This is a genomic window from Desulfonatronum thiosulfatophilum, assembly GCF_900104215.1.
Classification (GTDB): Bacteria; Desulfobacterota; Desulfovibrionia; order Desulfovibrionales; family Desulfonatronaceae; genus Desulfonatronum; species Desulfonatronum thiosulfatophilum.
In genome coordinates this window covers 105,830-127,397 of record NZ_FMXO01000001.1, presented here as the reverse complement: position 1 = coordinate 127,397, position 21,568 = coordinate 105,830, and the positions used below count along the sequence as shown (strand labels likewise).

Sequence of the window (21,568 nt, the reverse complement as noted above, 5' to 3'; positions counted from 1 at the left end):
AATGGTTGCTGTAATTATGTAGGCTGAAAATGAGGAAATATTGCATATGAAGCGAATAAAAGGCTTCACGATTATTGAAGTGCTCATCGTCGTCGCCATTCTGGGAGTACTCGCGGCAATCGCAATTCCGGCGGTCACCAAGTACACCACGAATGCTCGGCGTGCGGACGGAAAAACCGCCCTTGTCGCCGCGGCTCAAGCCATGGAGCGATATTACACGAACAACTATACCTATGGCGAGATGAACGCCGGAACGTATGACGGTGCGAGCATTCCGGTAAAATCTGATCAAAGCTACTACAACATTACCGTGACCCATGCCAATGCCACGGCATTCACCATTCAGGGACAGGCAGATCCTCAGGGGAGGCAGGCAAATGATACCATTTGTCTGACCATGACCATCAACCAACTGGGACAAAAAACACCTGCGGACTGCTGGAAATAGTCCTGCAGCCCGTTGGTGCCGCTTCAGTCCTCACATTCATCATGTGCTTTACCGCAAAAATGACGACGTTCACACTCTCTACAACGTAAAATTCTTCAACAAAACCCCGGCAGCCCTCGGATTTCGGACATTGTAGGTGGCGTGGGAGAGGTCGGAGCCGACGCGGATGGTTACTGCATGGTCCGGCAGGGTCTTGAACATTTCCTCGTCGCTTTCCGCGTCCCCCAGGGCCAGAATGAAATCCCATTCCTGCTTGGAGGCGAAGTGCATGGCCGCGACGGCCTTGCTGATCCCGGCGCTGCGCACCTCGACCACCATGGGGCTCTGCAGGACCTGGATTCCGACGTTGGATGCCAGAACGCGTAACGTTTCCGCCAGTTCTCGGGCGCGCTGGGCCCCGAGGTTCCGGTCGGCCTGTCGGTAATGCCAGGCCATGGAAAAGTCCTTGTCCTCGGTGAAGGTGCCCGGTACCCGGGAACTGTACCGATCCAGGATGGGGCGAATCTGGTCTTTCCAGTCGTTGAGCAGGGGGCGGATCATCTGCCATTCTCCTCCGATTTCCCGGATCCAGACCCCGTGCTCCGCCACCAGGGCCACGGGAGGATCAGCCAGGCAGTGTTCCAGGTTGTGCTTGTTGCGGCCGCTGAGGATGACCACTTCCGTATTCGGCATGGAGGTCAAGGCGGACAGGATTTTCCGGATTTCATCGGAGGGGCAGGCCATGGATGGCGCGTCATGGAACGGTACCAGCGTGCCGTCGTAATCCAGGAGCAGCAGTCTGCGATCAGCGGCCTTGAAGCGTCGAACTACGTCCTGGGCTGCATCCGTGTTGATGAAGGTGGATTCCATCCGTTCCTGCTCGGACTTGATCAGAAGCATTGAATTCATGAAGTCTTCGGCCCAGTGGTTGACGTCGAAGCGTTCCATACGATCCTTAAGCAGGACCATGACCCGGGCCTGTTCCTCGTCCGGCGTTTCCAGGGCCCGAAGAATAGTCTCGGCGATGTCCAGAACGCTGTTCGCGTTGACGATCAGTGTTTCTCCCATTTCGATGGCCGCTCCGGCGGTCTCGCTGAGAACAAGAACTCCTTTGTTCTCAGTCTTGGCGGCGATGTACTCCTTGGCGATCAGGTTCATCCCGTCCCGCAACGGCGTGACCAGGGCCACGTCGCTGATATCGTAGAGCATGGTCAGTTCGCGCAGCGGATAGGTGGTGTACTGGTAGATGATCGGAGTCCAGTTCAGCTTTCCGAAGCGGCCGTTGATCGCGCCCACCAGCTCATCGATCTGTTTTTTCATTTCCTGATACTTGCCGACTCCCGTTCGGGAGGGCACGACCACGAGCATCAAAATCACCCGATCATGCCACTGGGGATACAACTCCAGGAATTTCTCATAGCCCTGCAACCGGTTGGCTATGCCTTTGCTGTAGTCCAGACGGTCGATGGAGAGCATGATCTTGGCCGAACCGAAGGATTGTCGCAGTTCCTCTTTCTCGGTCTGGGTGCGCTCGTCCTTGGCCGCCTGGGCGTACTTATTGTAGTCGATGCCCATGGGAAAGGTATCCACTTTGGCCAAGCGGTCTCCGACCATGATTTTTCCCAAATTGTGCTCCAGGCCGAGGATGGCGGAAACGCTGCGCAAAAAATGCTGGGAGTAGTCATAGGTGTGGAAACCGATCAGATCCGACCCGAGCAGGCCCTGCAGGAGACGGGTTCGCCAAATGCTGGGGAGAAGACGGAATATTTCATAAGACGGGAAAGGTATGTGCAGGAAGTAGCCGATGGACACGTCCGGTCGATTCCGCCGGATCATCTCCGGCAGAAGCATGATCTGGTAGTCATGCACCCAGACCACGTCGTCCGGCTGCAGGACGGATTCGACAACCTGGCGAAAGATGTCGTTCACCTCCACGTAGCTGTCCCAGGAACTCTCATCAAATTCCACATAAGACGGAAAGTAGTGAAACAAGGGCCACAAGGTGGAGTTGCAGAATCCGAGATAGAAACTGTCCATCTGGGCGTCGGTCAGGTTGACCGGGCAGATTCGAAACTTGCCCATGATCCGCGAGGAGAAATCGAACCGATCCGGATCGTCCAGGTACATGCCGGGCCATCCGATCCACAAGGGATCCTCGTTAAACTGGGAATCCTGGTCCAATGAATCCAGGTAGGAATTTAATCCCGTGGCCAGACCACCAACGGACTCCTTGGCGACGATTTTGCCGTCCTGCTCCTCAAGGCTGATGGGCAATCTATTGGAAACTATAACCAAACGCATAAAATGCTCCTTCGCTGCTTTTCACTGCTCTGGGGGGGCGAATGTTTGGATGGCGTCGGTGCGATGTATGAATCGAATCTTGTTTGTCAGATTGACTTAGGAATGAGGTGGATGTCAAATTTGGGTGATGGGTGATGGGTGATGGGTGATGGGTGATGGGTGATGGGTGATGGGTGATGGGTGATGGGTGATGGGTGATGGGTGATGGGTGATGGGTGATGGGACAAGCTGTTTGTGGATCATCTTTTTTGGGAGGTATATGAAATGCAGAAGACCGTTATTTTCGGCAAGCAGGGGTGACCCTACACGAATCGCGCCCGTGAGGCGCATCCTGGACATGTGTATCATGACGTGAAGGCGGATGCTTCGCGGATGGATGAAATGCTCATTCTCAGCAAGGGCCAGCGCAAGGTGCCGGTCATTGTTGCCGACGGAAAGGTCGAGGTGGGGTTTGGAGGGAGCTGAGGCGTTTAGGTTTCGGCGGTCGCCGAAAATCATTTGTGTTTCGAAGCCTGATTACACGGGGTCAGGTATCTGATGGATTCTCAGGGCCTGCATGATGCGTTCGATCCGATGGTCGTATGTGTGTGCGTCACGGATCAGGTTTTTCCAGGCGTGTCGTAGGTGGTCCGAGAGGGGAGGGTCCGCCTCCAGGCGGTTGAGGAGGGCAGTCAGGTCTTCGGGGGAGTTGAATGAGATTTCCCGGGTCAGTTCCTGATCGAAAATTGACAGGCCCGGTGTTGCGTCGGAAAGCAGGAATCCGCCGGCGGCCCAGACGTCGAAGTGACGCTGGGTCAGGCCATGGGGGAGGAGCAGGCTGGTCAGGTTCAGGGTGCAGCGGGCCTGACGGTAAATCCGGGGCAACGGTCCATAGTAATCCACTTCCGGACGGATGTCCTTCAGACCGGGAAGCAGCGTGGGCCAGTCCTGGTCTCCGAAGACCGTCAGTTGTCCCCCCAGGTTCGCGGCCTGGAGATGCAGGATGCGATGCATCTGACTGCATTCTTCCGCGGCATATCCCACATTTCGCACTTCCCGCCCCGGCCAGAGAGGCGAATTTCGCATGCGATCCCACCACCATGAGAAGTCCGGCCTGCTGCCCCGGGAGATATCGGCCAGGGCCCGTTGCCGCAGGGCGGGGGCAATCGTGCATCCTGCAAAAAAAGCATTTTTTCCAGGAAACGAGGAGCGGCCGACAAAAACCGTCCGGTTTGCGAGGTGCTCGTCCGGTTGTAACAAAAAATCATCCATGCCGGGTGCATCCTGTACGGTACGGGATGCCGTGCCCAAAGGGGGGATGTCGACGGCAGGTTCAAAAAAATGCGGCGCCGCGGCAAGGGGGAGATGGACGACATGTTGTGCGCCCAACCCCAGAAGCCGGGGGATGAACCAGTCGTCGGTCACGAAGAGGATGCATTTGCGCCAGAAACCTGACTGGATCCCGGTCAACAGGTGGAAGGGGTTGTCCACGCACCACACGGCAACCGGTACTTTGCGGGTCGCCAGGAACTCGTAATTCTGCCCGTACGGGTCCAGTCCGCGAAAGTTGACGCTGAAAAACAGCTCCGGAGATGTTTGCCGCAATTCGGCCTCCAGGTCGGTGGGAAGCAGCTTTTCCGGCAATGCCCGGACCCGCAGGCCCGCATTCGCAAATCCAAGGGGCAACTCCCGGGCCATCAGGCTGTGTTCCGAGGTCGGCATCCAGATCGTGTCCCGTTCCCGGAGGCTGGGACAGGCAGCGCCGGGCCCCAGCTTCAAAGATGCCAGAACAGGCGCCCAAAAATCCGGAAAAAGGTGGAGATTCGGCTGATAGAAAAGAATGGTGCGGTCGCGAAATATCCGATCCGAAAGCGCTTCAGAGTTGATCGGTTGCCAATGGCTCGGGATTTCGGATTGGCGCGATGACGGAAGCTGGCAAAGCAATTCCGGTGCTTCCAGGTAGAGGACGTCATCAGTCCGGTTGGCGATGATTTGAGCTGGAATGCGGGGATCGGGTCCCAGGCCGAGCAGAAGCACGCTGTTTTTCTCGCCACAATCGAGCAGCCGGTATTGTTCCGGTCCGTCGGGAAGGGACTTCATCCGTCCCAACTGGTCGGTTATCCGGAGCCGCTCAGGGCGATTATTTTGAATGGGCGTCACTGCTTGGCCTTATGCCTGCTTTCGGGTAGGGTGTTACGCCGCCGCGAGGGGACTATTCGGTTTTGTTGCATGTTTCAAGCCCCTGACTCTCAACTCACTGCCAACGCTCAATTCGCGATTATTTTTCTTGTGATGAAAATATACAGAGATCACTACTTTCAAAAGGCCAAGCAGGACAACTATCCGGCTCGTTCGGTGTACAAGCTGAAGGAGGCGGACAATCGTTTCAAGTTGCTGCGACCCGGGCAAAAGGTTCTGGATCTAGGCGCGTCTCCGGGCTCGTGGTCCTTGTATGCGGCCCAGAAGGTCGGGCCGGACGGCAGGCTGCTGGCCCTGGATCTGAAGCCATTGGGGATTGAGTTGCCGGCGCAAGCCCTTTTTATGCAGGGCGATATTTTTGACGAATCCGGGGAAGGCTATCGGTTGATTATGGACACGGCTCCCTTTGACGTCATTCTCAGCGACATGGCCCCGCAAACCACCGGCATCCGGTTCACGGACCAGGCCCGGTCTCTGGATTTGGCCCACCAGGCTCTTGCACTATGTCGAGAATGCTTGATAAAGGGCGGTTCTTTCGTGGTCAAGTTTTTCGAAGCCCAGGAAGCCAAGCAGCTCCTGGACGAAATGCGCAAGTCATTTGCCAAGGTTCAGGGTTTCAAACCCAAAAGTTCTCGAGCGGAAAGCAAGGAAATGTTCTATATTGCCATGGGCAAGAAGTAGGTTCTGGTTCACGGCGCGGTTGTCGTCCAAAAACACAAGGAATAACAATGGCCGGACATAGTAAATGGAAGAATATTCAGGCCCGCAAATCCGTTCAGGACAAGAAAAAGGGCAAAGTTTTCACCAAGGTGACCAAGGAGATCATGCTCGCGGCAAAGCAGGGCGGCGGTGATCCGGATATCAACGCCCGGCTGCGTTCAGCCATCGCCGCGGCCAAAGCCGTGAACCTGCCCAAGGACAAAATCGACACGGCTCTTAAAAAGGGAACCGGCGAACTGGGCGGAGAAGCCCTGGATGAAATCACCTACGAGGGCTATGGCCCGGGCGGAGTGGCCATTCTGGTGGACGCGGCCACGGACAACCGAAACCGGACCGTGGCGGACATCCGGCACATCTTTTCCAAGAACGGTGGAAACCTGGGCGAATCGGGCTGTGTCGCCTGGATGTTCGACAAAAAGGGGCTGATCTCTTTTGACAAGGCCTCGTACACCGAAGAACAGCTTCTGGAAGCCGGATTGGAAGCCGGAGTCGAGGATATCCGTGATGACGGCGAGATGTGGGAAGTCAGCACCACGCAGGAAAATTTTCAGGCCGTTCTGGATGCCTATGCCGCGGCCGGATTTTCCGCCCAGAACGAAGAGGTGACCATGGTCCCGCAGACTCTGGTTCCCGTTGATGAAGAGGCCGGAAGGAAGATCATTCGGCTGATGGAAGCCCTGGAAGATTATGATGATGTGCAAGACGTCTATGTCAATTGCGATTTTCCGGAAGAGCTGATGCAGGATGAATAACTGCGTCGCGGTCTTTGGCCGGATGCCGGGAAGGCCCCTCTGATCGTTCTGGGAATTGATCCGGGGTCCCGCGTCACCGGTTTTGGCCTGATTCGTGAGATGTCGGGTTCGCTCTCTCTGGTGGAAGCCGGCGTCATCCGGACCGGAACGGATGCGGACATGGACGTCCGGTTGGGTGAAATTTTTCTTCGGCTCAGCGAAATCATCGCCCTGCACCGGCCCGCGCAAAGCGCAATAGAAAGCATCTTTCAGGCTCTCAATCCATCCTCCGCCCTCAAACTTGGCCAAGCTCGCGGAGTGGCCATTGCCGCATGCGCCCAAGGCCGGGTGCCGGTGTTCAGTTACGCGCCGACCATGGTCAAGAAGAGCATTGTCGGCGTGGGCCGGGCAGAAAAAACGCAAGTGGCGTTCATGACGGCCCGGTTGCTGGGCGTGAAAAAACCGGATTGGGCCCTGGACGCAAGCGATGCCTTGGCCGTAGCCATCTGCCACGTCAACCAACAACGTTTCCTCCGGCTGGCAAATTGCTCCCGGACGGGCTCCTGATCACTGGCTCTTCCCTGTCATCCTGATGCACGCAATGAGACATATTTTTCCCTCTCGAAATCGAAATCGCAATCGCAATCCAAATCGAGAGCGTATGGCCACCCAGGCGCTGGATGCCCGACTTCACGAGTATGACTGATTCTTGAACGGCATGGAAAAACAAGTCATTCCCGCGAAGGCGGGAATCCAATGCCGGTATGAGGCTTTACCCAGGATTTGCTGAATAGTTACGATGGATTTTTGATCGATTTCGATTCGATTTCGATTCGATTTCGACTGAAGATTGTAGAGTTGAAATTTTTAGAGAACACCCATGATCGGATATCTGCAAGGCAAAATTTTTCACAAAACACCCAAGGGCTGTATCCTGATGACTCCTGGGGGCGTGGGGTATTCCCTGGTTTTGCCGGTAAGGGAGATTCAAAATATGGGCGGAACCGGGGCTGATGCGGCGTATTTCGTGTACACTCTGGTGCGTGAGGATGCGTTGGAACTCTATGGTTTCGCGAGCTGGGAGGAGCGGTCGGCATTTGAGGTCATGCTGGGAATATCCAAGCTCGGACCGAAGACGGCCCTGGCCATCTTGTCGCACTTTGACTTGACCTCGCTGCGCGACACCGTGGCCAAGCAGGACAGTTACAGCTTTTCCAAGGTTCCGGGGATTGGTCAGAAAACCGCGCAGCGCATTCTTCTGGAACTGCAGGACAAGCTGAAGGTCCTGCCCGTGAGTTCAACGCCGGGAGAACCGGCGCAAGGCTCTTCATGGGTTCGGAGTGACATCCTGGCCGGTCTGACCAACCTCGGCTATAGCGAAGCCGAAGTCGCTCCGCTGATGGATGAAGCGTTGCGCGAGGAACCGGACTTGGCTCCCGGCGAGGTGATCCGTGTTGTACTCAAACGGATTGCGGCGAAAAAACAGCGGGAAAAGTAGTTCTGATGAATCTTTGCATTCAGAGACAACAATGACCCAGGAACAATCTTTGCCCATCGAAGAGACCATCCGGCCGAAACGGCTGGAGGATTTCATCGGTCAGGACGATCTGCGGGACAATCTGCGGGTTTTTCTGCAGGCGGCACGGGAACGCGGTCAGGCTCTGGATCATACGCTGTTCTACGGCCCGCCTGGTCTGGGCAAGACAACCCTGGCCCAGATCATGGCCAATGAAATGGGCGTGAATCTGGTGACCACCTCCGGGCCGGTGCTGGAACGCAGCGGTGATCTGGCCGCCATTGTCACCAATCTCGGCCGCCATGACCTCCTGTTCATCGACGAGATCCATCGCATGCCGCCCAGCGTCGAGGAAATTCTTTACCCGGCCATGGAGGATTTCAAGCTGGATCTGATCATCGGCCAGGGACCCGGCGCCAGGACCGTGAAGATCGACCTGGAACCGTTCACCCTGGTCGGCGCCACGACCAGGATCGGTCTGCTGACGTCTCCGCTGCGGGATCGTTTCGGCGTGATATGCCGCTTAAATTACTATAATGATACCGAGCTGGCGACCATCATCCGCCGGGCGGCCGTACTGCTGAACGCCCCGATCACGGGCGAGGGCGCCCTGGAAATTGGTCGCCGAGCCCGGGGAACGCCCAGGATTGCCAATCGCCTTTTGCGCCGGGTACGCGATTTTGCCGCGGTCCAGGGCGGACAGCGCATTGATGCCGAACTGGCTCATAACGCCCTGGCGCGCATGGATGTGGATGCCCATGGCCTGGATCAGATGGATCGCCGGATACTGACGACGCTGATCAACCACTTTCAGGGCGGTCCGGTGGGCGTGAAAACCCTGGCCGTGGCCTGCTCCGAGGAAGTTCGGACCATCGAGGACATCTACGAGCCGTACCTGATCCAATGCGGATTCCTGAAACGCACGGCCCGAGGCAGAGTCGCCACGCCCCGCGCCTTCGCCCATCTCAAACTCCGCATCCCGCCATCATTCGCCGCCCAGGAACAACTCCCCCTGGATCTGGACTAGCACTCAACGACGATACTGCAACAGTTTAATCGTAATCGTAATCGCAATCGAAATCGCAATCGAAAAATCAGCCAACATCAATAACCCCAACCCCACCCCAAAATCATGTCCCAAGCCCAGCTTCAAGTTCGCCTCCTGGCCGTGACGCCGGATGCCTTGTCCCTGATCTACGCCGCGTTTCGGCAGTGCTACAGCCCTGGTTACGCCGGCGACCTGTGGCCCAAACTGTTGAACGGGGAACTGCCCGCACAGGAACAGGCCGAGTTTGTGTCGAACATCATGGAATCCGGCCATCACAGCCCCATCGAGCATGTCGGCTTCACCTTTGCCGTGGAAGGGGTCTCCCGGGCATTGACCCATCAGTTGGTGCGCCACCGGCTGGCGTCCTACTCCCAGCAGAGCCAGCGCTATGTGAACGAAAGCGGGTTCGAGTACGTTCTGCCTCCCCAGATTGCCAAGATTCCGGAAGCCAGGGAGCTTTTTGAGACCTTCATGGAGCAGACCGCCGAAACCTACGCGCGGTTGCGGGAATTGCTGCAGGAGCATGGCCGCAAGGGCGCCAAGGCCAACGAAGACGCCCGTTTTGTTCTGCCCCAGGCAGCGGAAAGCAAAATCGTCCTGACCATGAACTGCCGCAGCCTGCTCCATTTCTTCGCCTTACGCTGCTGCGAGCGAGCCCAGTGGGAAATCCGGGCCCTGGCCAGGAAGATGCTCGCGATCTGCCGTGAACAGTTGCCCGTCGTCTTCGAGACGGCCGGCGCCCGCTGCGAATCCCTGGGGCACTGCCCTGAAGGAGAGCGATTCACGTGTGGACGATATCCCCGCAAAACAACTGCGACATGAGACGATCCGCGGTTTGCAAAACAGGACGAGCCCGGCCGCGGATGAGGAGCTCCACGGCGAATATTGACCTGTCCTGAAGAAAGGCCTACCGGGTTTTGGTTTGTATCCATACGTTTCGGAGGACAAGGTTATGTTCATGGACGACGAGTGCGACGTCTTTTTCTCAGACTTCAAGCTTGACCCGGATGTTTTTTATTTCCTCTATATCGGGGAGCTGAAAACCGATTGCCTGAATCAGTTCGTCAAGGAGACCCTGACCAAGATTCACGGTCAGCCCTTTGACTTCATCTCCATCCTTCCGGATGTTCTCGAATCCTATCCCCACAAGAACACCTTGGTCATCAATCCCATGGCCAAAGAGTTGATGCGGGCCAGAGGGCGCAAGGTCAGTTTCCGGATCGCCCCGCGTACCTTCGCCTCTCTTGTCTCCGCCTCCTCCACGGTCAACAATCTGATCCAGCAACTGCTGGACAAACAGGGCCACGTCTTCATTCACGTCTTTGAGTCCGTTCCCGAATTGACCTTGGCCTTGATTCCGGGCGTACGCATTCTCGGGCCCAGCGGTCATATTTCCAACATCTGGAACAACAAGCTTTACCAACTCCAGATGCTCAAGGAAACCGCACCATTGATCAACTACCGTGTCTGCACGGATGCCGACCAGATGCTGGAAACGGCCAAAGGGCTGTGGGACGAGTGGACGGACGGTATTTTTGTCAGCCAGCCCTATTCCGCTGCCGGCGTGAACAGTTTCCTCGCCACGAACCAGGAAGAGATCGAGGCCAAGGCCGGGCATCTCAAGGGCAAGTTTTTCATCAGCCGCTACATTCCGCACCAGGACGATCCCACCGTTCTTGGAGTGGTGGCCAACGCTAAGGATGTCTTTATTGCCGCGATTGCGGATCAGGAAATTCAAAACGGCAACATGTTCCGCGGCTCGACGTTTCCGTCCACGCTTGCGGCTCCTCTGCAGCAGGAGTTGCGGGAAATAACACGCCGGGTCGGGCGGGCCATGGGCCGCAGCGGATACCGCGGCATCTTCGGGTGCGATTATGTCGTGGATGCCCAGGGCCGGATTTTTTTCGTGGAAGTCAACGCACGCAAGCAGGGCACCACCATGGAAATGTGCTGCACCCTGGAAAACGCGCTTCCGCCGGAGACGCCGGGATTGCTGGAACTGGAGTATTATGCCGTGATGCAGAACCGTTTTCCGGACAACATGGTGGAGATCTCCGAAGCCTTGGGCAGCCTGTGCTGGCGGACCTACAACTACAAGCTGGACCAGGAAGCGGAGACTTGCCAGATCGTGCCCGTGGACGAGGACGAACGGACCCTGTTTCGTCAGGTGGTGGCGGACGCTCAGGCCCACGGCGTCATCGTGGTCGAGCATGTGGGCAGCAAGCTTTCCGTCCAGCCCGGCACATTTCTCGGGCGGGTGGTAGCCGTGGGTCACAGCCGTGCGCAATTAGAGGAGGATATCCGACAAGGCATTCAGCGCCTCAAGGAATCCATTTTTGATACCATACAGAAAACATCAATACCCGAGGGTGACGGCACATGAACTCAGAAGGTGGACACGCACTGGATCCGTTTACAGAGGAACTCCTGGAAGAACTGTTTGATGCAACGATCGAACCCAATGCTTCGGATGATCTTCGCGCGGAACTTCGCAACAACATGGCCCTTCTCAAGGAACGGGCCCGGACGGAGCAACGCATCGGCGCCGTTGTCGATTTTTTTTCAGCACTGGCCGATGCGCATGCCGATTACGGCCTGACTCCGGATCACCTGGGCGTTGCCAAGGAAGAACTGCTGGAACTGGCGGAAAAACATCGGAAGCTGGACGAACATGGAGTGACCGTGGGCGGACGCGTGGGCAAGGCCCTGCCCATTGTGCGGGAAGCCAAGTCCCGAATCGCCGATTATCTGGAGCGGCATGCTCAGGAAGCGCCCAGCGGCGTTGAGAGCTGGGACCGGATTTTGGAGAACCAAGCTCGGATTAAGAAACAGCTCAACATGAGCGACGAAGACTGGAACTCCTACTCCGGACAGCTTCGCTACGCCATCGAATCCGTGGACGTGCTGGCCGAGATTATCGGGCTTCCGGAAAAGGCCGCCGCGGATGTGCGCCGGATCACGCAGACGTACCGGATGCGCATGACTCCCTACTATGCAAGCCTCATTTTTCCGGGGGAACTCAACGATCCCATTCTGCTTCAGGCCGTGCCCACCGGAGAAATGGTGGACAATGCGGGAATCGAGATTCCTCCGGTGGCCGCGGACCATTCCCCGGCCCGTCTGATCGATCAATTCTATCCTCGGGTGGTGACCATCAAGGCCACGAACATGTGCGCCATGTACTGCACGCACTGTCTGCGCATCGCTCACATCGGCGCCAAAGACCGCATCTACAGCAAGGAGGCTTACGGCGAGGCCCTGGACTATATTCGCGACAATCCGGAAATCCGGGACGTGCTGGTGACCGGCGGGGACAGCCTGGTTCTGCCCAACAGCATGCTGGAGTGGCTTCTGGGTGAGCTGGACGGCATCGACCACGTCCGGATGAAGCGCCTGGGCACCCGCATCCCGGTGACTACGCCACAGCGCGTGGATGCCGAACTGCTCGACATTCTGGAGGCCAGCAACGACCGCAAGCCGGTTCGCGTCGTCACCCAGATCAATACTGCCCGGGAGATCACCCCGGTCTCCAAGGCCGCGTTCAAGGCCGTCGCCAAGCGCGTGGCCGCGGTGATGAACCAGGCCGTGCTGCTCAAGGGCATCAACGATACCCGCGTGAAGATGTGGAAGCTGTGCGAGACCATCCATGAGGCCTATGTGCGGCCTTACTATGTCTTCAATTGCAGCTACCGCAATCCCCAGTTCGCGCATCTGCGGGTTCCCGTTGCCGTGGGGCAGGACATCATTGAAAGCATGTACGGTAATATTTCCGGGGATGCGATTCCCCGGTACATCGCCACCGCCGGCGGCAAGATCCCGTTGCATAAAACAAACCTTCTCGGGCGCAAGGACGGCAATATCCGGATGCAAAAGCCCTGGAGCGGGGAACGGGTCATGTATCCGGACGCGGATCCCAAGGAATACGCCCGTACCGATTTCGGATTCGGCAAGTACGAAGAGTAGCCGCCACAGTCGATTTTTTTTGCAGCAGGAAGGAGTGTTCAGGGTATGTACGACAAGATAGCCGAGTATATCGCGGCCCATGAGGCCGAAGCCCTGGCCCTGCTTCGACGGCTGGTGGAAATTCAAAGCGGCAGTTGGAACAAGCCGGGACTGGATCGGATGGCCGTTGCCATGGCCGATGTCCTGGGCGGCATTCTGCCCCAGGTGCGGGTTTTGCCTTACACTTCACACGGAAACATGGTTCAGGGGCAGACGTTGCCGGCCGCGGCCGGAAGCAGGGGGATTCTGCTGGTGGGGCACATGGACACGGTTTTCCCCGCGGACACTTCCTTCACCATGTACCGTGAGGACGCGCAAAACTGTTACGGTCCGGGCGTTTACGACATGAAGGGAGGACTGGTTGCCGGCGTCTATGCGCTCAAGGCGCTGGACCATCTGGGTCTGCTGGAAAAAATTCCCGTGACCTTTTTCTGCAACTCGGATGAGGAAATCGGCTCGCCGGCCTCGAAGACATGGATCGACGAAAACGCCATGCGGAACACGGCGGCTCTGGTCCTGGAGGGAGGTGGAATAAACCGTGAGGTGGTCACCGGCCGTAAAGGGCGGATGGGCCTGCGGATGACGGTACGCGGGCAGGCCAGACATGCGGCCAAGCCAGGGCCCAAAGCCAGTGCGCTGCTCGAGGCGGCGCACAAAGTCATCGCCCTGGAAGCTCTGAACAACAATGTTGAGATCACGGTGAATGTCGGGCGCGTGGAGGGGGGAATCGGACCCAACACCGTGCCCGATACGACCACATTGCTGGTGGATGCGCGTTTTTTATCTTCTCATGATCAACAGCGACTCGAAGAAGAAATCCGCTCGATAGCCGCCCGAAACACCATACCCGGAACATCATGCGAACTGGAGATGATCTCCGGTCGTCCCGCCATGCCCCAGTCCGCCGCCAACATGAAACTGTTTGAAGTGGCCCGCCTGCAGGCCGCGGCAATGGGATACGATCTTCCCCAGGAATTGCGATTCGGGGTTTCAGATGCCAACTATATTGCCGATCACGGAATTCCTGTCCTGGACGGCCTGGGTCCGGTGGGAGACATGGACCACAGCGACCAAGAGTACATCGTCAAACAAAGCGTGATGGAGAGAGCCTGCCTGGTGGCCGCAACTCTGCTCGCGCTGAGTGCCACTTTTCCCAGCTAAGTCTATCAATTCGGGCAGATATTTGACAGCGCCCTACTTCTTCGGCATAAAAACAAGAGCTAGGTTGTTGGCAGATGTTCTTTTGGAGTTTAACAAATTGCTTTGGAGGTGTGACTATGGTTGGGAAAAAATGGTTCGTTGCCTTGGTTGTCGCTCTCGGGTTGTCCCTGTCGGGCCCTCAGGCCATGGCGAAACAAGATATTCTTTTCGGCGGCGCCTCCATTACCGGGGTGTATTACCAGGTCGCCCTGCAGATCAGCAACATGATGAACAAGCACATGGGCAACCAGTACAACTACATCGGCCGCCCCACCGGCGGTTCCGTGTTCAACATCAACGCCCTGGATCGCGGCGCATTCGACTTTGCCGTGGCCCAGTCCGACAGGAATTATCAAGGCTATAACGGGACCGCGGATTGGGACGGCAAGCCGGTAAAGGGCTTGCGCAGCGTATTCAGCATGCATCCGGAAACCGTGATGCTCGTGACCCGTAAGGAAGCCGGCATCAACAGCGTTGAAGATTTGAAAGGCAAGCGTGTGAACATCGGCAACCCCGGTTCAGGTCAGCGCGGAAACGCCGAAGACGTTTTGCGGCTCTACGGCCTGGATTTCAACAGGGACTTCAATGCCGAGGCGCTGCAGCAGGCCGAAGCATCCCGGGCCCTGGTGGACCAGAAGATCGACGCCTTCTTCTACACTGTCGGCAATCCCAATTCCGCCATTGAGGAGCCGGCCCAGTCCATCAACCTGGATATGGTTCCCTTGAATTCCGATGCCATCAAGGAATTCGTGGCCGAGCATCCCTACTACATCATGACCGCCATTCCGGCCGGCACCTATCGCGGCATCGACAGGGACATCGAAACCTATGCCGTGACCGCCACAGTCGTGACCAGCGAGAGCGTCAGCGAGCAGGTCGTTTATGACATGGTCAAGACCGTATTCGAGAATCTGGACGAACTCCGGGCTTCCCACGCCGCTTTCAGATATTTGAAACCCGAAGAGATGATCCAGGGACTTTCCGCTCCGCTGCATCCCGGTGCAGAGAAGTTCTACAAGGAACAAGGCTGGATGTAGTTGACCGTTTCCAGTCATGAGGGGCCTTTTTGGCCCCTTTTTTATGCTCTTTCGTCGTTCACGCACAAAAATAATATTTATTTGTGGATCTGTAACTACTCAGCTAATCCATGTCAGGATGATCAACCACGAAGAGCACGAAGGACACGAAGGATGTTTTCTGTACGGGTGATTTAATGCACAGTGTCCACAAAGTGTTTTCTTTTCTTTCTTCCTTCGCGCTCTTCGTACCACTTCGTGGTGATAAAGATTCTCATGACATCAAAGAAACCAATCTGCATCAGAATTTGCTGGATAATGACATGGATTTTACTGACATGACTTGTTACGGCTCGCACAACGGACAGCAAGGACAGAAATGATGACCGACCAGAATCCTGTCGGAATACCAGCAGATCAGAAACCGTCTCGGCGCAAAGCATCCGTTCGCGAATCCGCCGAAGACCTGGTTGCGATTGTCGAGGCCGGCGCCAGAGAGCCGAAGAATCCCATCGCATCATGGCTGATTACCTTTTTATGCCTTGGCTGGTCCGGTTTTCAGCTCTATCTGGCCTATGCGCCGATGAACTCCCATATCGCCCGTTCCTGGCATTTGGGATTTGCAATCTGCCTCGCCTTTCTGTGTTATCCCGCATACAAGCAGTACAGTCCGCCGATGTGGGTCACCTGGACCCAGAAGGTGATCCCCAGTTTCGCACGCCGTTCCATCCGCACGCACATTCCCATTTACGATTATGTCCTGGCCGCGCTGGCCACCGCCGGCGCATTGTATATCTGGTGGGACTACAGCGGCATCATCACCCGCATGGGCCTGCCTTCCCAAACAGATATCATTATGGGCGTGATCCTGGTCGTGCTCCTCCTGGAAGCGGCTCGCCGCGCCTTGGGACCGGCCCTGGCCATTTTGGCCACTATTTTTCTGTTCTACACCGTGGTCGGGCCGCATCTGCCTGAAATCTTACGGCACAGAGGCGTTCCCCTGGATTTCATCATCAGCGACATGTACCTGACCACGACAGGTATCTTCGGCGTGCCTCTTGGGGTTTCCACGGATTTTGTCTTCCTGTTCGTGCTTTTCGGGGCCTTGCTGGACCGGGCCGGCGGGGGCAAATACTTTATTGACGTCGCTTTCTCGGCCCTGGGCACCTTTCGCGGCGGCCCGGCCAAGGCCGCGGTCATGGCCTCGGGGCTGACCGGCATGGTCTCCGGCTCATCCATCGCCAATACCGTGACCACGGGCACCTTCACCATTCCCCTGATGAAAAAGGTGGGCTTTCCCGCGCACAAGGCCGCGGCCGTGGAGGTCGCTTCCTCGGTCAACGGCCAGCTCATGCCCCCGATCATGGGCGCGGCAGCGTTCATCATGGCCGAAATCATCGGCATCCCTTATCTGGATGTCGTGCGTGCGGCGTTGTTTCCCGCGCTCATTTCCTACCTGGCGCTGTTGTACATTGTGCACATTGAAGCCATGAAAATAGGCATCAAGGCCATTCCCCGCTCAGAACTCCCGAAATTCACCAAAACCGTGCTCCGCGGATGCCATTTCCTGATCCCGCTGTCCGTCCTGATCTTCTACCTCGTGGTTATGCGTCGCTCTCCCGTGACCGCCGCATTTCTGGCCATTCAGAGCCTGGTCGTGCTCATGCTCATCCAGCGCCCGATCATTGCATTCCTGTCCTTGGGCGCACACAGGAGGGCCGGAACCCTCAACCCAGACATCGACTTGAAAAGCTTTTTGGCCACTGCCGCCTGGCAGGGCGTGCAGGATGTCTGGAGCGGGTTGATCATGGGCGCCCGAAACATGATTTCCGTTGGAGTGGCCACGGCCACCGCCGGAATCATCGTCGGCGTGGTGACCATTACCGGTCTGGTGGGGCGATTCATCACCATTATTGCCACCTTGTCCATGGGCAATATCGTGCTGATGCTCTTTTTCACCGCGCTCACCAGCTTGATTCTGGGCATGGGCATGCCCACCACGGCCAACTACATCATTATGGCCACCCTGACCGCACCGGTGATCATTCAGCTCGGTGGAGACGCGGGCTTGATTTTTCCGCTGATCGCGGCGCACCTGTTCGTCTTCTACTTCGGCATTCTGGCGGACGTGACCCCGCCTGTGGGATTGGCGGCCTATGCCGGCGCGGCAATTGCCCGGACCGATCCGATCAAGACCGGAGTGCAGGGCTTCGCCTACAGCATGCGCACTGCGATTCTGCCGTTTATTTTCCTGTTCAACACCGACCTGTTGATGATTGCCGGAGTAACCGCTGCCGGCGCGATCATCTGGCTGGATGACCCTGTCCAGTTGGCCTGGATCTTCTTTTCCGGGTTGATCGCCATGTTCGCCTTCGCCTCGGCGCTGCAAGGATGGCTGGTGACAAGCTGCAACTGGTTTGAACGCATCCTCCTGCTTGCGGTTTGCGCCACGACATTCCGGCCCGGTTTCTTTGAAGCCTACTTTCCCTTTGAACGGCTGGGTATGCAAATCATGGGCGTTTCAATCTATTTTGCCCTGTTCGCATGGCAGATGGTCCGTACGCGTCGTCCGGTAGCCAATCCCTGATTATCACGGGCTGTGAACCAGACACCTTTTATTCGTCTCTGGAGGAGTGATCCGCATGTACAAGCGCATTCTTGTCCCCATTGATTTGCAACAGGACGACCGGGCAAGGCGGTTGGGCCTGAACCGGGCCGTGGAGCTTTGCCGGTTTTATCATGCCAAGTTGTTCGCGCTCACGGTAGTGCCGGACATGGGCATGCCCATCGTGGCCCATTATTTTCCCGAGGACGCCGGCGACAAGATCGTGGCGGAAGCGGAAACAATGCTGCATGAAATGGTCGATTCCTACATTCCCGACGACATCGAGGTGCAGCATCTGGTGGCCCAGGGTTCGATCTACAGGCGGATTTTGCGCATGGCCGAGAAGGTCGATGCCGATTTGATCGTCATGCCCGCGCACCGAATGAAGCTGCAGGACTATCTGCTGGGGTCGAATACGGCCAAGGTGGTTCGCCACGCTCCGTGTTCGGTCCTTGTGGTGCGTTGCGACAATGACGATTGCTATGAGCTTTACGAGCAGAATGGTTGATCCGGCGCGTTGAGCCGGCGCGACATCATCAATAAGAAGCCCCCGACGCCAACGAGTTCTTGCGAGACTCCTTGGTGTCGGGGGCTTCTTTCATTTGTTCGGGTATCTACATCAGCTGTGGATTGGCGAGAGTTACTCCTGAGTCGCTCGCAGGGCTTGGTCCAGGTCGGCGATGATGTCTTCAGCGTCTTCCAGCCCCACGGAAATCCGGACCAGGTCCGGGGTGACACCGGCCTGGAGTTGTTCTTCCGGCGTCAGCTGGGCATGGGTCGTGCTTGCCGGGTGGATGACAAGCGTCTTGGCGTCCAGGATGTTGGCTAGGTGGGAGCAGAGCTGGACCGAGTCGATGAACCTGCGGCCGGCGCCCAGACCGCCCTTGATGCCAAAGCCGAAGACAGCGCCCGGGCCCAGGGGAAAGAGGTGCTTCGCTCGGTCATGGTCCGGATGCGACCCAAGGCCGGCATAGTTGACCCAGGCCACCTGATCGTGGGCGGCCAGGGCTTCGGCCACCTGCTGGGCGTTGCGGCAGTGGGCCTTCGCACGCAGCGGCAAGGTTTCCACGCCCTGGAGGATCAGGAAAGCGTTCATGGGGGAAAGGGCCGCTCCGGTGTCCCGCAACAGGCCGGTGCGCATTTTCAGGGTGAAGGCCTGACAGGAATCCGGATGGTCCGGGGAACAGAAGTTCTCCCAGATATTCAAACCGTGGTAGGCGGGATCCGGTTCGGTAATCTCCGGGAACTTTTTCTCGGCGCTCCAGTCAAAGCTGCCTTTTTCCACCACGGCTCCGCCGATGCTGTTGCCATGGCCGCCGACCATCTTGGTCAGGGAGTAGACGAGGATATCCGCGCCGTAGTCGAAGGGGTTGAAGATCGGCGGCGGACTGACGGTGTTGTCCACCACGAAGGGTAGCCCGCGGCTGTGGGCAATGGCGGCGATGGCTTCCATGTTGTCAATGTTGCAGCGGGGGTTGCCGATGGATTCGGTGAAGACGAGCCGGGTATTTTCGTCGATGGCCTGTTCAAAATTCTCCGGCCGAGAAGAGTCGACGAACCGCACCTGGATGCCGAAGCGGCTCAGAGTGTGCGCGAACAGGGTGTGGGTTCCGCCGTAGAGGTTGCTTCCGCTGACGATGTTTTGCCCGGCAGAAGTGATGTTGGCCACTGTATAAAAAATCGCGGCCATGCCCGAAGCCACGGCCAGAGAGACGCTGGCGCCGTGCATGGCCGCAAGGCGTTGCTCCAGCACCTCGGTAGTCGGGTTCATGATCCGGGTGTAGATGTACCCCGGTTCGCTGAGTCCGAAAAGATTGGCCGCATGATCGCTGTCCCTGAAGACGTAACTGGTTGTCTGATAGATGGGTACGGCCCTGGATCGTGTTTGAGAATCCGGCGACTGTCCGGCGTGGAGGGCCAGGGTACTCAGGCCAGGACGGCGTTGCTCCTTCATGACTCATCTCCTTTCATAACACGAACACCTTGACGTTCCGCGGCATCCATGAATTAACTTTAATCGAAATCGAAATCGAAATCGAAATCGAAATCGAAATCGAAATCGAAATCGAAATCGAAATCGAAACCAAACCGAAATCGAAATCGAAAATATCTTTTCGTTTTAAATTAATATCGTCCACATCACGATTCGCCTCAAGTCGCTGAGGCTTGCTCCTGCACGGCACGAAAGATCACTCATGCTGGCACCATGGAATCAAAAAGTCCAGTTCACCCCGGCTTCCAGCCCCGGAACGGCCTTCAGGTCGTAGCCGCGGCGCTTGTCTCCCCCGGAATCATAAAAATCCAGCCTTCGTCCGAAATTGTACGTGGGACCAAAACGAATCGTCAGTGACGGAGTCGGGGTGACGTCCAGATAAATTCCCGAAGTGTACGTTTTCGCCCGTACATACCCTCGAGGCATGACCGTGTTGTTGTCGGCAAGGCGGTAGGTGCCTGAATTGATGCCAACACCAAGCCATGTGGACCAGACGGGATTGAAGGTATAGCGCAATTCGCTTTGAGGGAAGCCGAGACGTGCGGAAAAGCCCGTGGCGCCGGGGTGACGATATTGGACAAAGGGACCGACCATGGCAAAAGTGCTGGAAAAGCCGAAACGGCTGGTGGGGGCCAGACCGATGTACCCACCGAGGCCCAAGGACCAGTCTTCATCCCAGCCGTAGATCACGCCGCCGTTGGCAGCGATGCCCAAGGAACGCGATATCTGCTTCTCGAACCCGGAGCGGATTGCTCCCTGAACAAAATAGGACCAACGTGATGATAGGCGTCCCCGCTGGTCCACCAGCAGTGAGAGCGAGTGCAAATCGTTCCATGGATCTGTTCTTGCGTCGCCAAAGGGCAGGGCATGCTTGTCCTGCCAGGAATACCAGGATGTCTGCCAGCTCAGAGTGTACCGGGAATAGGATGCATCGACACGGGAATGCGACACCGAAACCTTGCCCTGATCACCATTAAGATGTCCTGGGAACTGATGGTTTCCGCTGATTTTGACACTGCCCGTCGGCACGACCCGGTCCGGGCGCGACTGTCCGGTGCCGGCCGGTGATTCCTCACGGCTCCAGCCCGGCGCGGTGAAGAGCAGGACCAGGCCGAGGATCATCGAGATTTCAAGCATGCGGCGCATGCGGTTCAAGCAGATTGTTGAGCCCATGAAATTCTCCTTGCACGCAAAAAAAAATCCCGCCGCGCGGTTTCGCGGGCGGGATACGACGACGCTGACCTATGCGCAACATCTCCAGGGTTGTTCTTCCCCCTTGGCCAGGCGCTGAATGTTGTCCTTGTGTCGGGCATAGACCAGGATCATGACGAGCAGGGACAACGGAAGAAAATTATACATACCGGTGAGGAGCAGCAAAATGGGCATCAAGGTGACCAGGGTCAGGGAACCGAGGGAGACGAATCCGCCCAGCTTGATCACGGTCAGGCAGACGAGGAGGCCGAGAAACGTGGGCCAAAAGGCCAACCCCAGGTACAGACCGACGGTGGTGGCCGCTCCTTTTCCTCCTTTTCCACTCAGAAAGACGGAATACATATGGCCCAGAAGCACGGCCAGGGCTGTGAGGGTAATGAAGAACCAGGAGTTGCTGAAGGAGACCGCCACGGCAACCGGAAAAAATCCTTTGAGCATGTCCAGCAACAGTGTCGCGACGCCGCACCCTGTGCCGCAGACGCGAGCCACATTCGTGGCGCCCATGTTGCGGCTGCCATGCTTGCGCGGATCGGGGAGGCCCCGCATTTTGGTCAACAGCAAGCCGAACGGGATGGCCCCAACCACGTAGCTCATGCCCAACCAGAGAATCGTAAACATT

Annotated in this window: 20 protein-coding genes; 14 read left to right on the top strand and 6 right to left on the bottom strand. The window is 57.1% G+C overall.

The window, feature by feature from the left end; translation table 11 throughout:
- The first annotated feature begins 46 nt into the window (after positions 1-46).
- Positions 47-448, top strand: coding sequence for a type IV pilin protein (locus BLP93_RS00520; protein WP_092116138.1), 402 nt, complete (start codon positions 47-49; stop codon positions 446-448).
- A 78-nt stretch (positions 449-526) separates the two neighbouring features.
- Here BLP93_RS00520 and BLP93_RS00515 read toward each other — a convergent pair whose 3' ends face one another.
- Together BLP93_RS00515 and BLP93_RS17085 are read right to left on the bottom strand one after the other, a co-directional pair.
- A complete protein-coding gene (locus tag BLP93_RS00515) occupies positions 527-2,728 on the bottom strand; it encodes a bifunctional alpha,alpha-trehalose-phosphate synthase (UDP-forming)/trehalose-phosphatase (RefSeq protein WP_092116136.1) in 2,202 nt (733 codons plus the stop codon).
- Positions 2,729-2,842: 114 nt separating this feature from the next.
- Positions 2,843-3,067, bottom strand: coding sequence for a hypothetical protein (locus tag BLP93_RS17085; protein ID WP_167353009.1), 225 nt, complete (start codon positions 3,065-3,067; stop codon positions 2,843-2,845).
- Between BLP93_RS17085 and BLP93_RS17770 the strand changes: the two genes are divergently transcribed.
- A complete protein-coding gene (locus BLP93_RS17770) occupies positions 3,068-3,193 on the top strand; it encodes a hypothetical protein (RefSeq protein ID WP_482156184.1) in 126 nt (41 codons plus the stop codon). It abuts the gene before it with no gap.
- A 51-nt stretch (positions 3,194-3,244) separates the two neighbouring features.
- Here BLP93_RS17770 and BLP93_RS00505 read toward each other — a convergent pair whose 3' ends face one another.
- Positions 3,245-4,867, bottom strand: coding sequence for a glycosyltransferase family protein (locus BLP93_RS00505; RefSeq protein ID WP_161946132.1), 1,623 nt, complete (start codon positions 4,865-4,867; stop codon positions 3,245-3,247).
- A 132-nt stretch (positions 4,868-4,999) separates the two neighbouring features.
- Here BLP93_RS00505 and BLP93_RS00500 point away from each other — a divergent pair, with 132 nt between their 5' ends.
- The 12 genes from BLP93_RS00500 (at position 5,000) to BLP93_RS00440 (ending at position 18,252) form a co-directional block, all read left to right on the top strand.
- Positions 5,000-5,587, top strand: coding sequence for an RlmE family RNA methyltransferase (locus BLP93_RS00500; RefSeq protein ID WP_092116512.1), 588 nt, complete (start codon positions 5,000-5,002; stop codon positions 5,585-5,587).
- Positions 5,588-5,634: 47 nt separating this feature from the next.
- On the top strand, positions 5,635-6,378 hold the full coding sequence (locus BLP93_RS00495; protein ID WP_092116130.1) for a YebC/PmpR family DNA-binding transcriptional regulator: 744 nt from the start codon (positions 5,635-5,637) through the stop codon (positions 6,376-6,378).
- Entirely contained in the window at positions 6,379-6,924 is a 546-nt protein-coding gene (gene ruvC, locus BLP93_RS00490) for a crossover junction endodeoxyribonuclease RuvC (protein ID WP_092116128.1), read from the top strand.
- A 313-nt stretch (positions 6,925-7,237) separates the two neighbouring features.
- Positions 7,238-7,855 carry a Holliday junction branch migration protein RuvA gene (gene ruvA, locus BLP93_RS00485; protein ID WP_092116126.1) on the top strand — a complete coding sequence of 206 codons (618 nt, stop codon included), beginning with the start codon at positions 7,238-7,240 and terminating at the stop codon, positions 7,853-7,855.
- 31 nt (positions 7,856-7,886) lie between these two features.
- Entirely contained in the window at positions 7,887-8,900 is a 1,014-nt protein-coding gene (gene ruvB / locus BLP93_RS00480) for a Holliday junction branch migration DNA helicase RuvB (protein WP_092116125.1), read from the top strand.
- 105 nt (positions 8,901-9,005) lie between these two features.
- Positions 9,006-9,743 (top strand): FAD-dependent thymidylate synthase, encoded by a 738-nt coding sequence (gene thyX / locus BLP93_RS00475; RefSeq protein ID WP_092116123.1) that lies wholly within the window; start codon positions 9,006-9,008, stop codon positions 9,741-9,743.
- A gap of 130 nt (positions 9,744-9,873) precedes the next feature.
- On the top strand, positions 9,874-11,304 hold the full coding sequence (locus BLP93_RS00470) for an ATP-grasp domain-containing protein (RefSeq protein ID WP_092116121.1): 1,431 nt from the start codon (positions 9,874-9,876) through the stop codon (positions 11,302-11,304).
- Positions 11,301-12,884 (top strand): KamA family radical SAM protein, encoded by a 1,584-nt coding sequence (locus BLP93_RS00465; RefSeq protein WP_092116119.1) that lies wholly within the window; start codon positions 11,301-11,303, stop codon positions 12,882-12,884. Before BLP93_RS00470 ends, BLP93_RS00465 begins: the two co-directional genes overlap by 4 nt.
- Positions 12,885-12,929: 45 nt before the next feature.
- The gene (locus tag BLP93_RS00460; protein WP_092116117.1) at positions 12,930-14,084 is read left to right on the top strand and encodes a M20 family metallopeptidase; all 1,155 of its coding nucleotides are present in this window, start codon (positions 12,930-12,932) and stop codon (positions 14,082-14,084) included.
- Between the two features lie 116 nt (positions 14,085-14,200).
- The gene (locus BLP93_RS00455; protein WP_092116115.1) at positions 14,201-15,160 is read left to right on the top strand and encodes a TAXI family TRAP transporter solute-binding subunit; all 960 of its coding nucleotides are present in this window, start codon (positions 14,201-14,203) and stop codon (positions 15,158-15,160) included.
- A 358-nt stretch (positions 15,161-15,518) separates the two neighbouring features.
- Complete coding sequence (locus tag BLP93_RS00445; protein WP_244148600.1) at positions 15,519-17,726, top strand: TRAP transporter permease; 2,208 nt, start codon at positions 15,519-15,521, stop codon at positions 17,724-17,726.
- A 55-nt stretch (positions 17,727-17,781) separates the two neighbouring features.
- Positions 17,782-18,252, top strand: coding sequence for a universal stress protein (locus BLP93_RS00440; protein ID WP_092116109.1), 471 nt, complete (start codon positions 17,782-17,784; stop codon positions 18,250-18,252).
- A gap of 132 nt (positions 18,253-18,384) precedes the next feature.
- Here the strand turns inward: BLP93_RS00440 and BLP93_RS00435 are convergent, their stop codons facing one another.
- The 3 genes from BLP93_RS00435 to plsY form a co-directional block, all read right to left on the bottom strand.
- Positions 18,385-19,698, bottom strand: a complete 1,314-nt coding sequence (locus BLP93_RS00435) for an O-acetylhomoserine aminocarboxypropyltransferase/cysteine synthase family protein (RefSeq protein WP_092116107.1) — start codon at positions 19,696-19,698, stop codon at positions 18,385-18,387.
- 258 nt (positions 19,699-19,956) lie between these two features.
- Positions 19,957-20,910 (bottom strand): hypothetical protein, encoded by a 954-nt coding sequence (locus tag BLP93_RS00425; protein WP_092116103.1) that lies wholly within the window; start codon positions 20,908-20,910, stop codon positions 19,957-19,959.
- A gap of 69 nt (positions 20,911-20,979) precedes the next feature.
- Positions 20,980-21,567, bottom strand: a complete 588-nt coding sequence (gene plsY / locus BLP93_RS00420) for a glycerol-3-phosphate 1-O-acyltransferase PlsY (protein ID WP_092116101.1) — start codon at positions 21,565-21,567, stop codon at positions 20,980-20,982.
- Position 21,568 lies beyond the last annotated feature (1 nt).

Bases quoted from the DNA above. Each gene is read 5' to 3' on its own strand.
- BLP93_RS00520 (WP_092116138.1), top strand. From the start codon at position 47: ATGAAGCGAATAAAAGGCTTCACGATTATTGAAGTGCTCATCGTCGTC.
- BLP93_RS00515 (WP_092116136.1), bottom strand. From the start codon at position 2,728: ATGCGTTTGGTTATAGTTTCCAATAGATTGCCCATCAGCCTTGAGGAG.
- BLP93_RS17085 (WP_167353009.1), bottom strand. From the start codon at position 3,067: ATGTCCAGGATGCGCCTCACGGGCGCGATTCGTGTAGGGTCACCCCTG.
- BLP93_RS00500 (WP_092116512.1), top strand. From the start codon at position 5,000: ATGAAAATATACAGAGATCACTACTTTCAAAAGGCCAAGCAGGACAAC.
- BLP93_RS00495 (WP_092116130.1), top strand. From the start codon at position 5,635: ATGGCCGGACATAGTAAATGGAAGAATATTCAGGCCCGCAAATCCGTT.
- ruvA (WP_092116126.1), top strand. From the start codon at position 7,238: ATGATCGGATATCTGCAAGGCAAAATTTTTCACAAAACACCCAAGGGC.
- ruvB (WP_092116125.1), top strand. From the start codon at position 7,887: ATGACCCAGGAACAATCTTTGCCCATCGAAGAGACCATCCGGCCGAAA.
- thyX (WP_092116123.1), top strand. From the start codon at position 9,006: ATGTCCCAAGCCCAGCTTCAAGTTCGCCTCCTGGCCGTGACGCCGGAT.
- BLP93_RS00470 (WP_092116121.1), top strand. From the start codon at position 9,874: ATGTTCATGGACGACGAGTGCGACGTCTTTTTCTCAGACTTCAAGCTT.
- BLP93_RS00465 (WP_092116119.1), top strand. From the start codon at position 11,301: ATGAACTCAGAAGGTGGACACGCACTGGATCCGTTTACAGAGGAACTC.
- BLP93_RS00460 (WP_092116117.1), top strand. From the start codon at position 12,930: ATGTACGACAAGATAGCCGAGTATATCGCGGCCCATGAGGCCGAAGCC.
- BLP93_RS00455 (WP_092116115.1), top strand. From the start codon at position 14,201: ATGGTTGGGAAAAAATGGTTCGTTGCCTTGGTTGTCGCTCTCGGGTTG.
- BLP93_RS00445 (WP_244148600.1), top strand. From the start codon at position 15,519: ATGATGACCGACCAGAATCCTGTCGGAATACCAGCAGATCAGAAACCG.
- BLP93_RS00440 (WP_092116109.1), top strand. From the start codon at position 17,782: ATGTACAAGCGCATTCTTGTCCCCATTGATTTGCAACAGGACGACCGG.
- BLP93_RS00435 (WP_092116107.1), bottom strand. From the start codon at position 19,698: ATGAAGGAGCAACGCCGTCCTGGCCTGAGTACCCTGGCCCTCCACGCC.
- BLP93_RS00425 (WP_092116103.1), bottom strand. From the start codon at position 20,910: ATGGGCTCAACAATCTGCTTGAACCGCATGCGCCGCATGCTTGAAATC.
- plsY (WP_092116101.1), bottom strand. From the start codon at position 21,567: ATGTTTACGATTCTCTGGTTGGGCATGAGCTACGTGGTTGGGGCCATC.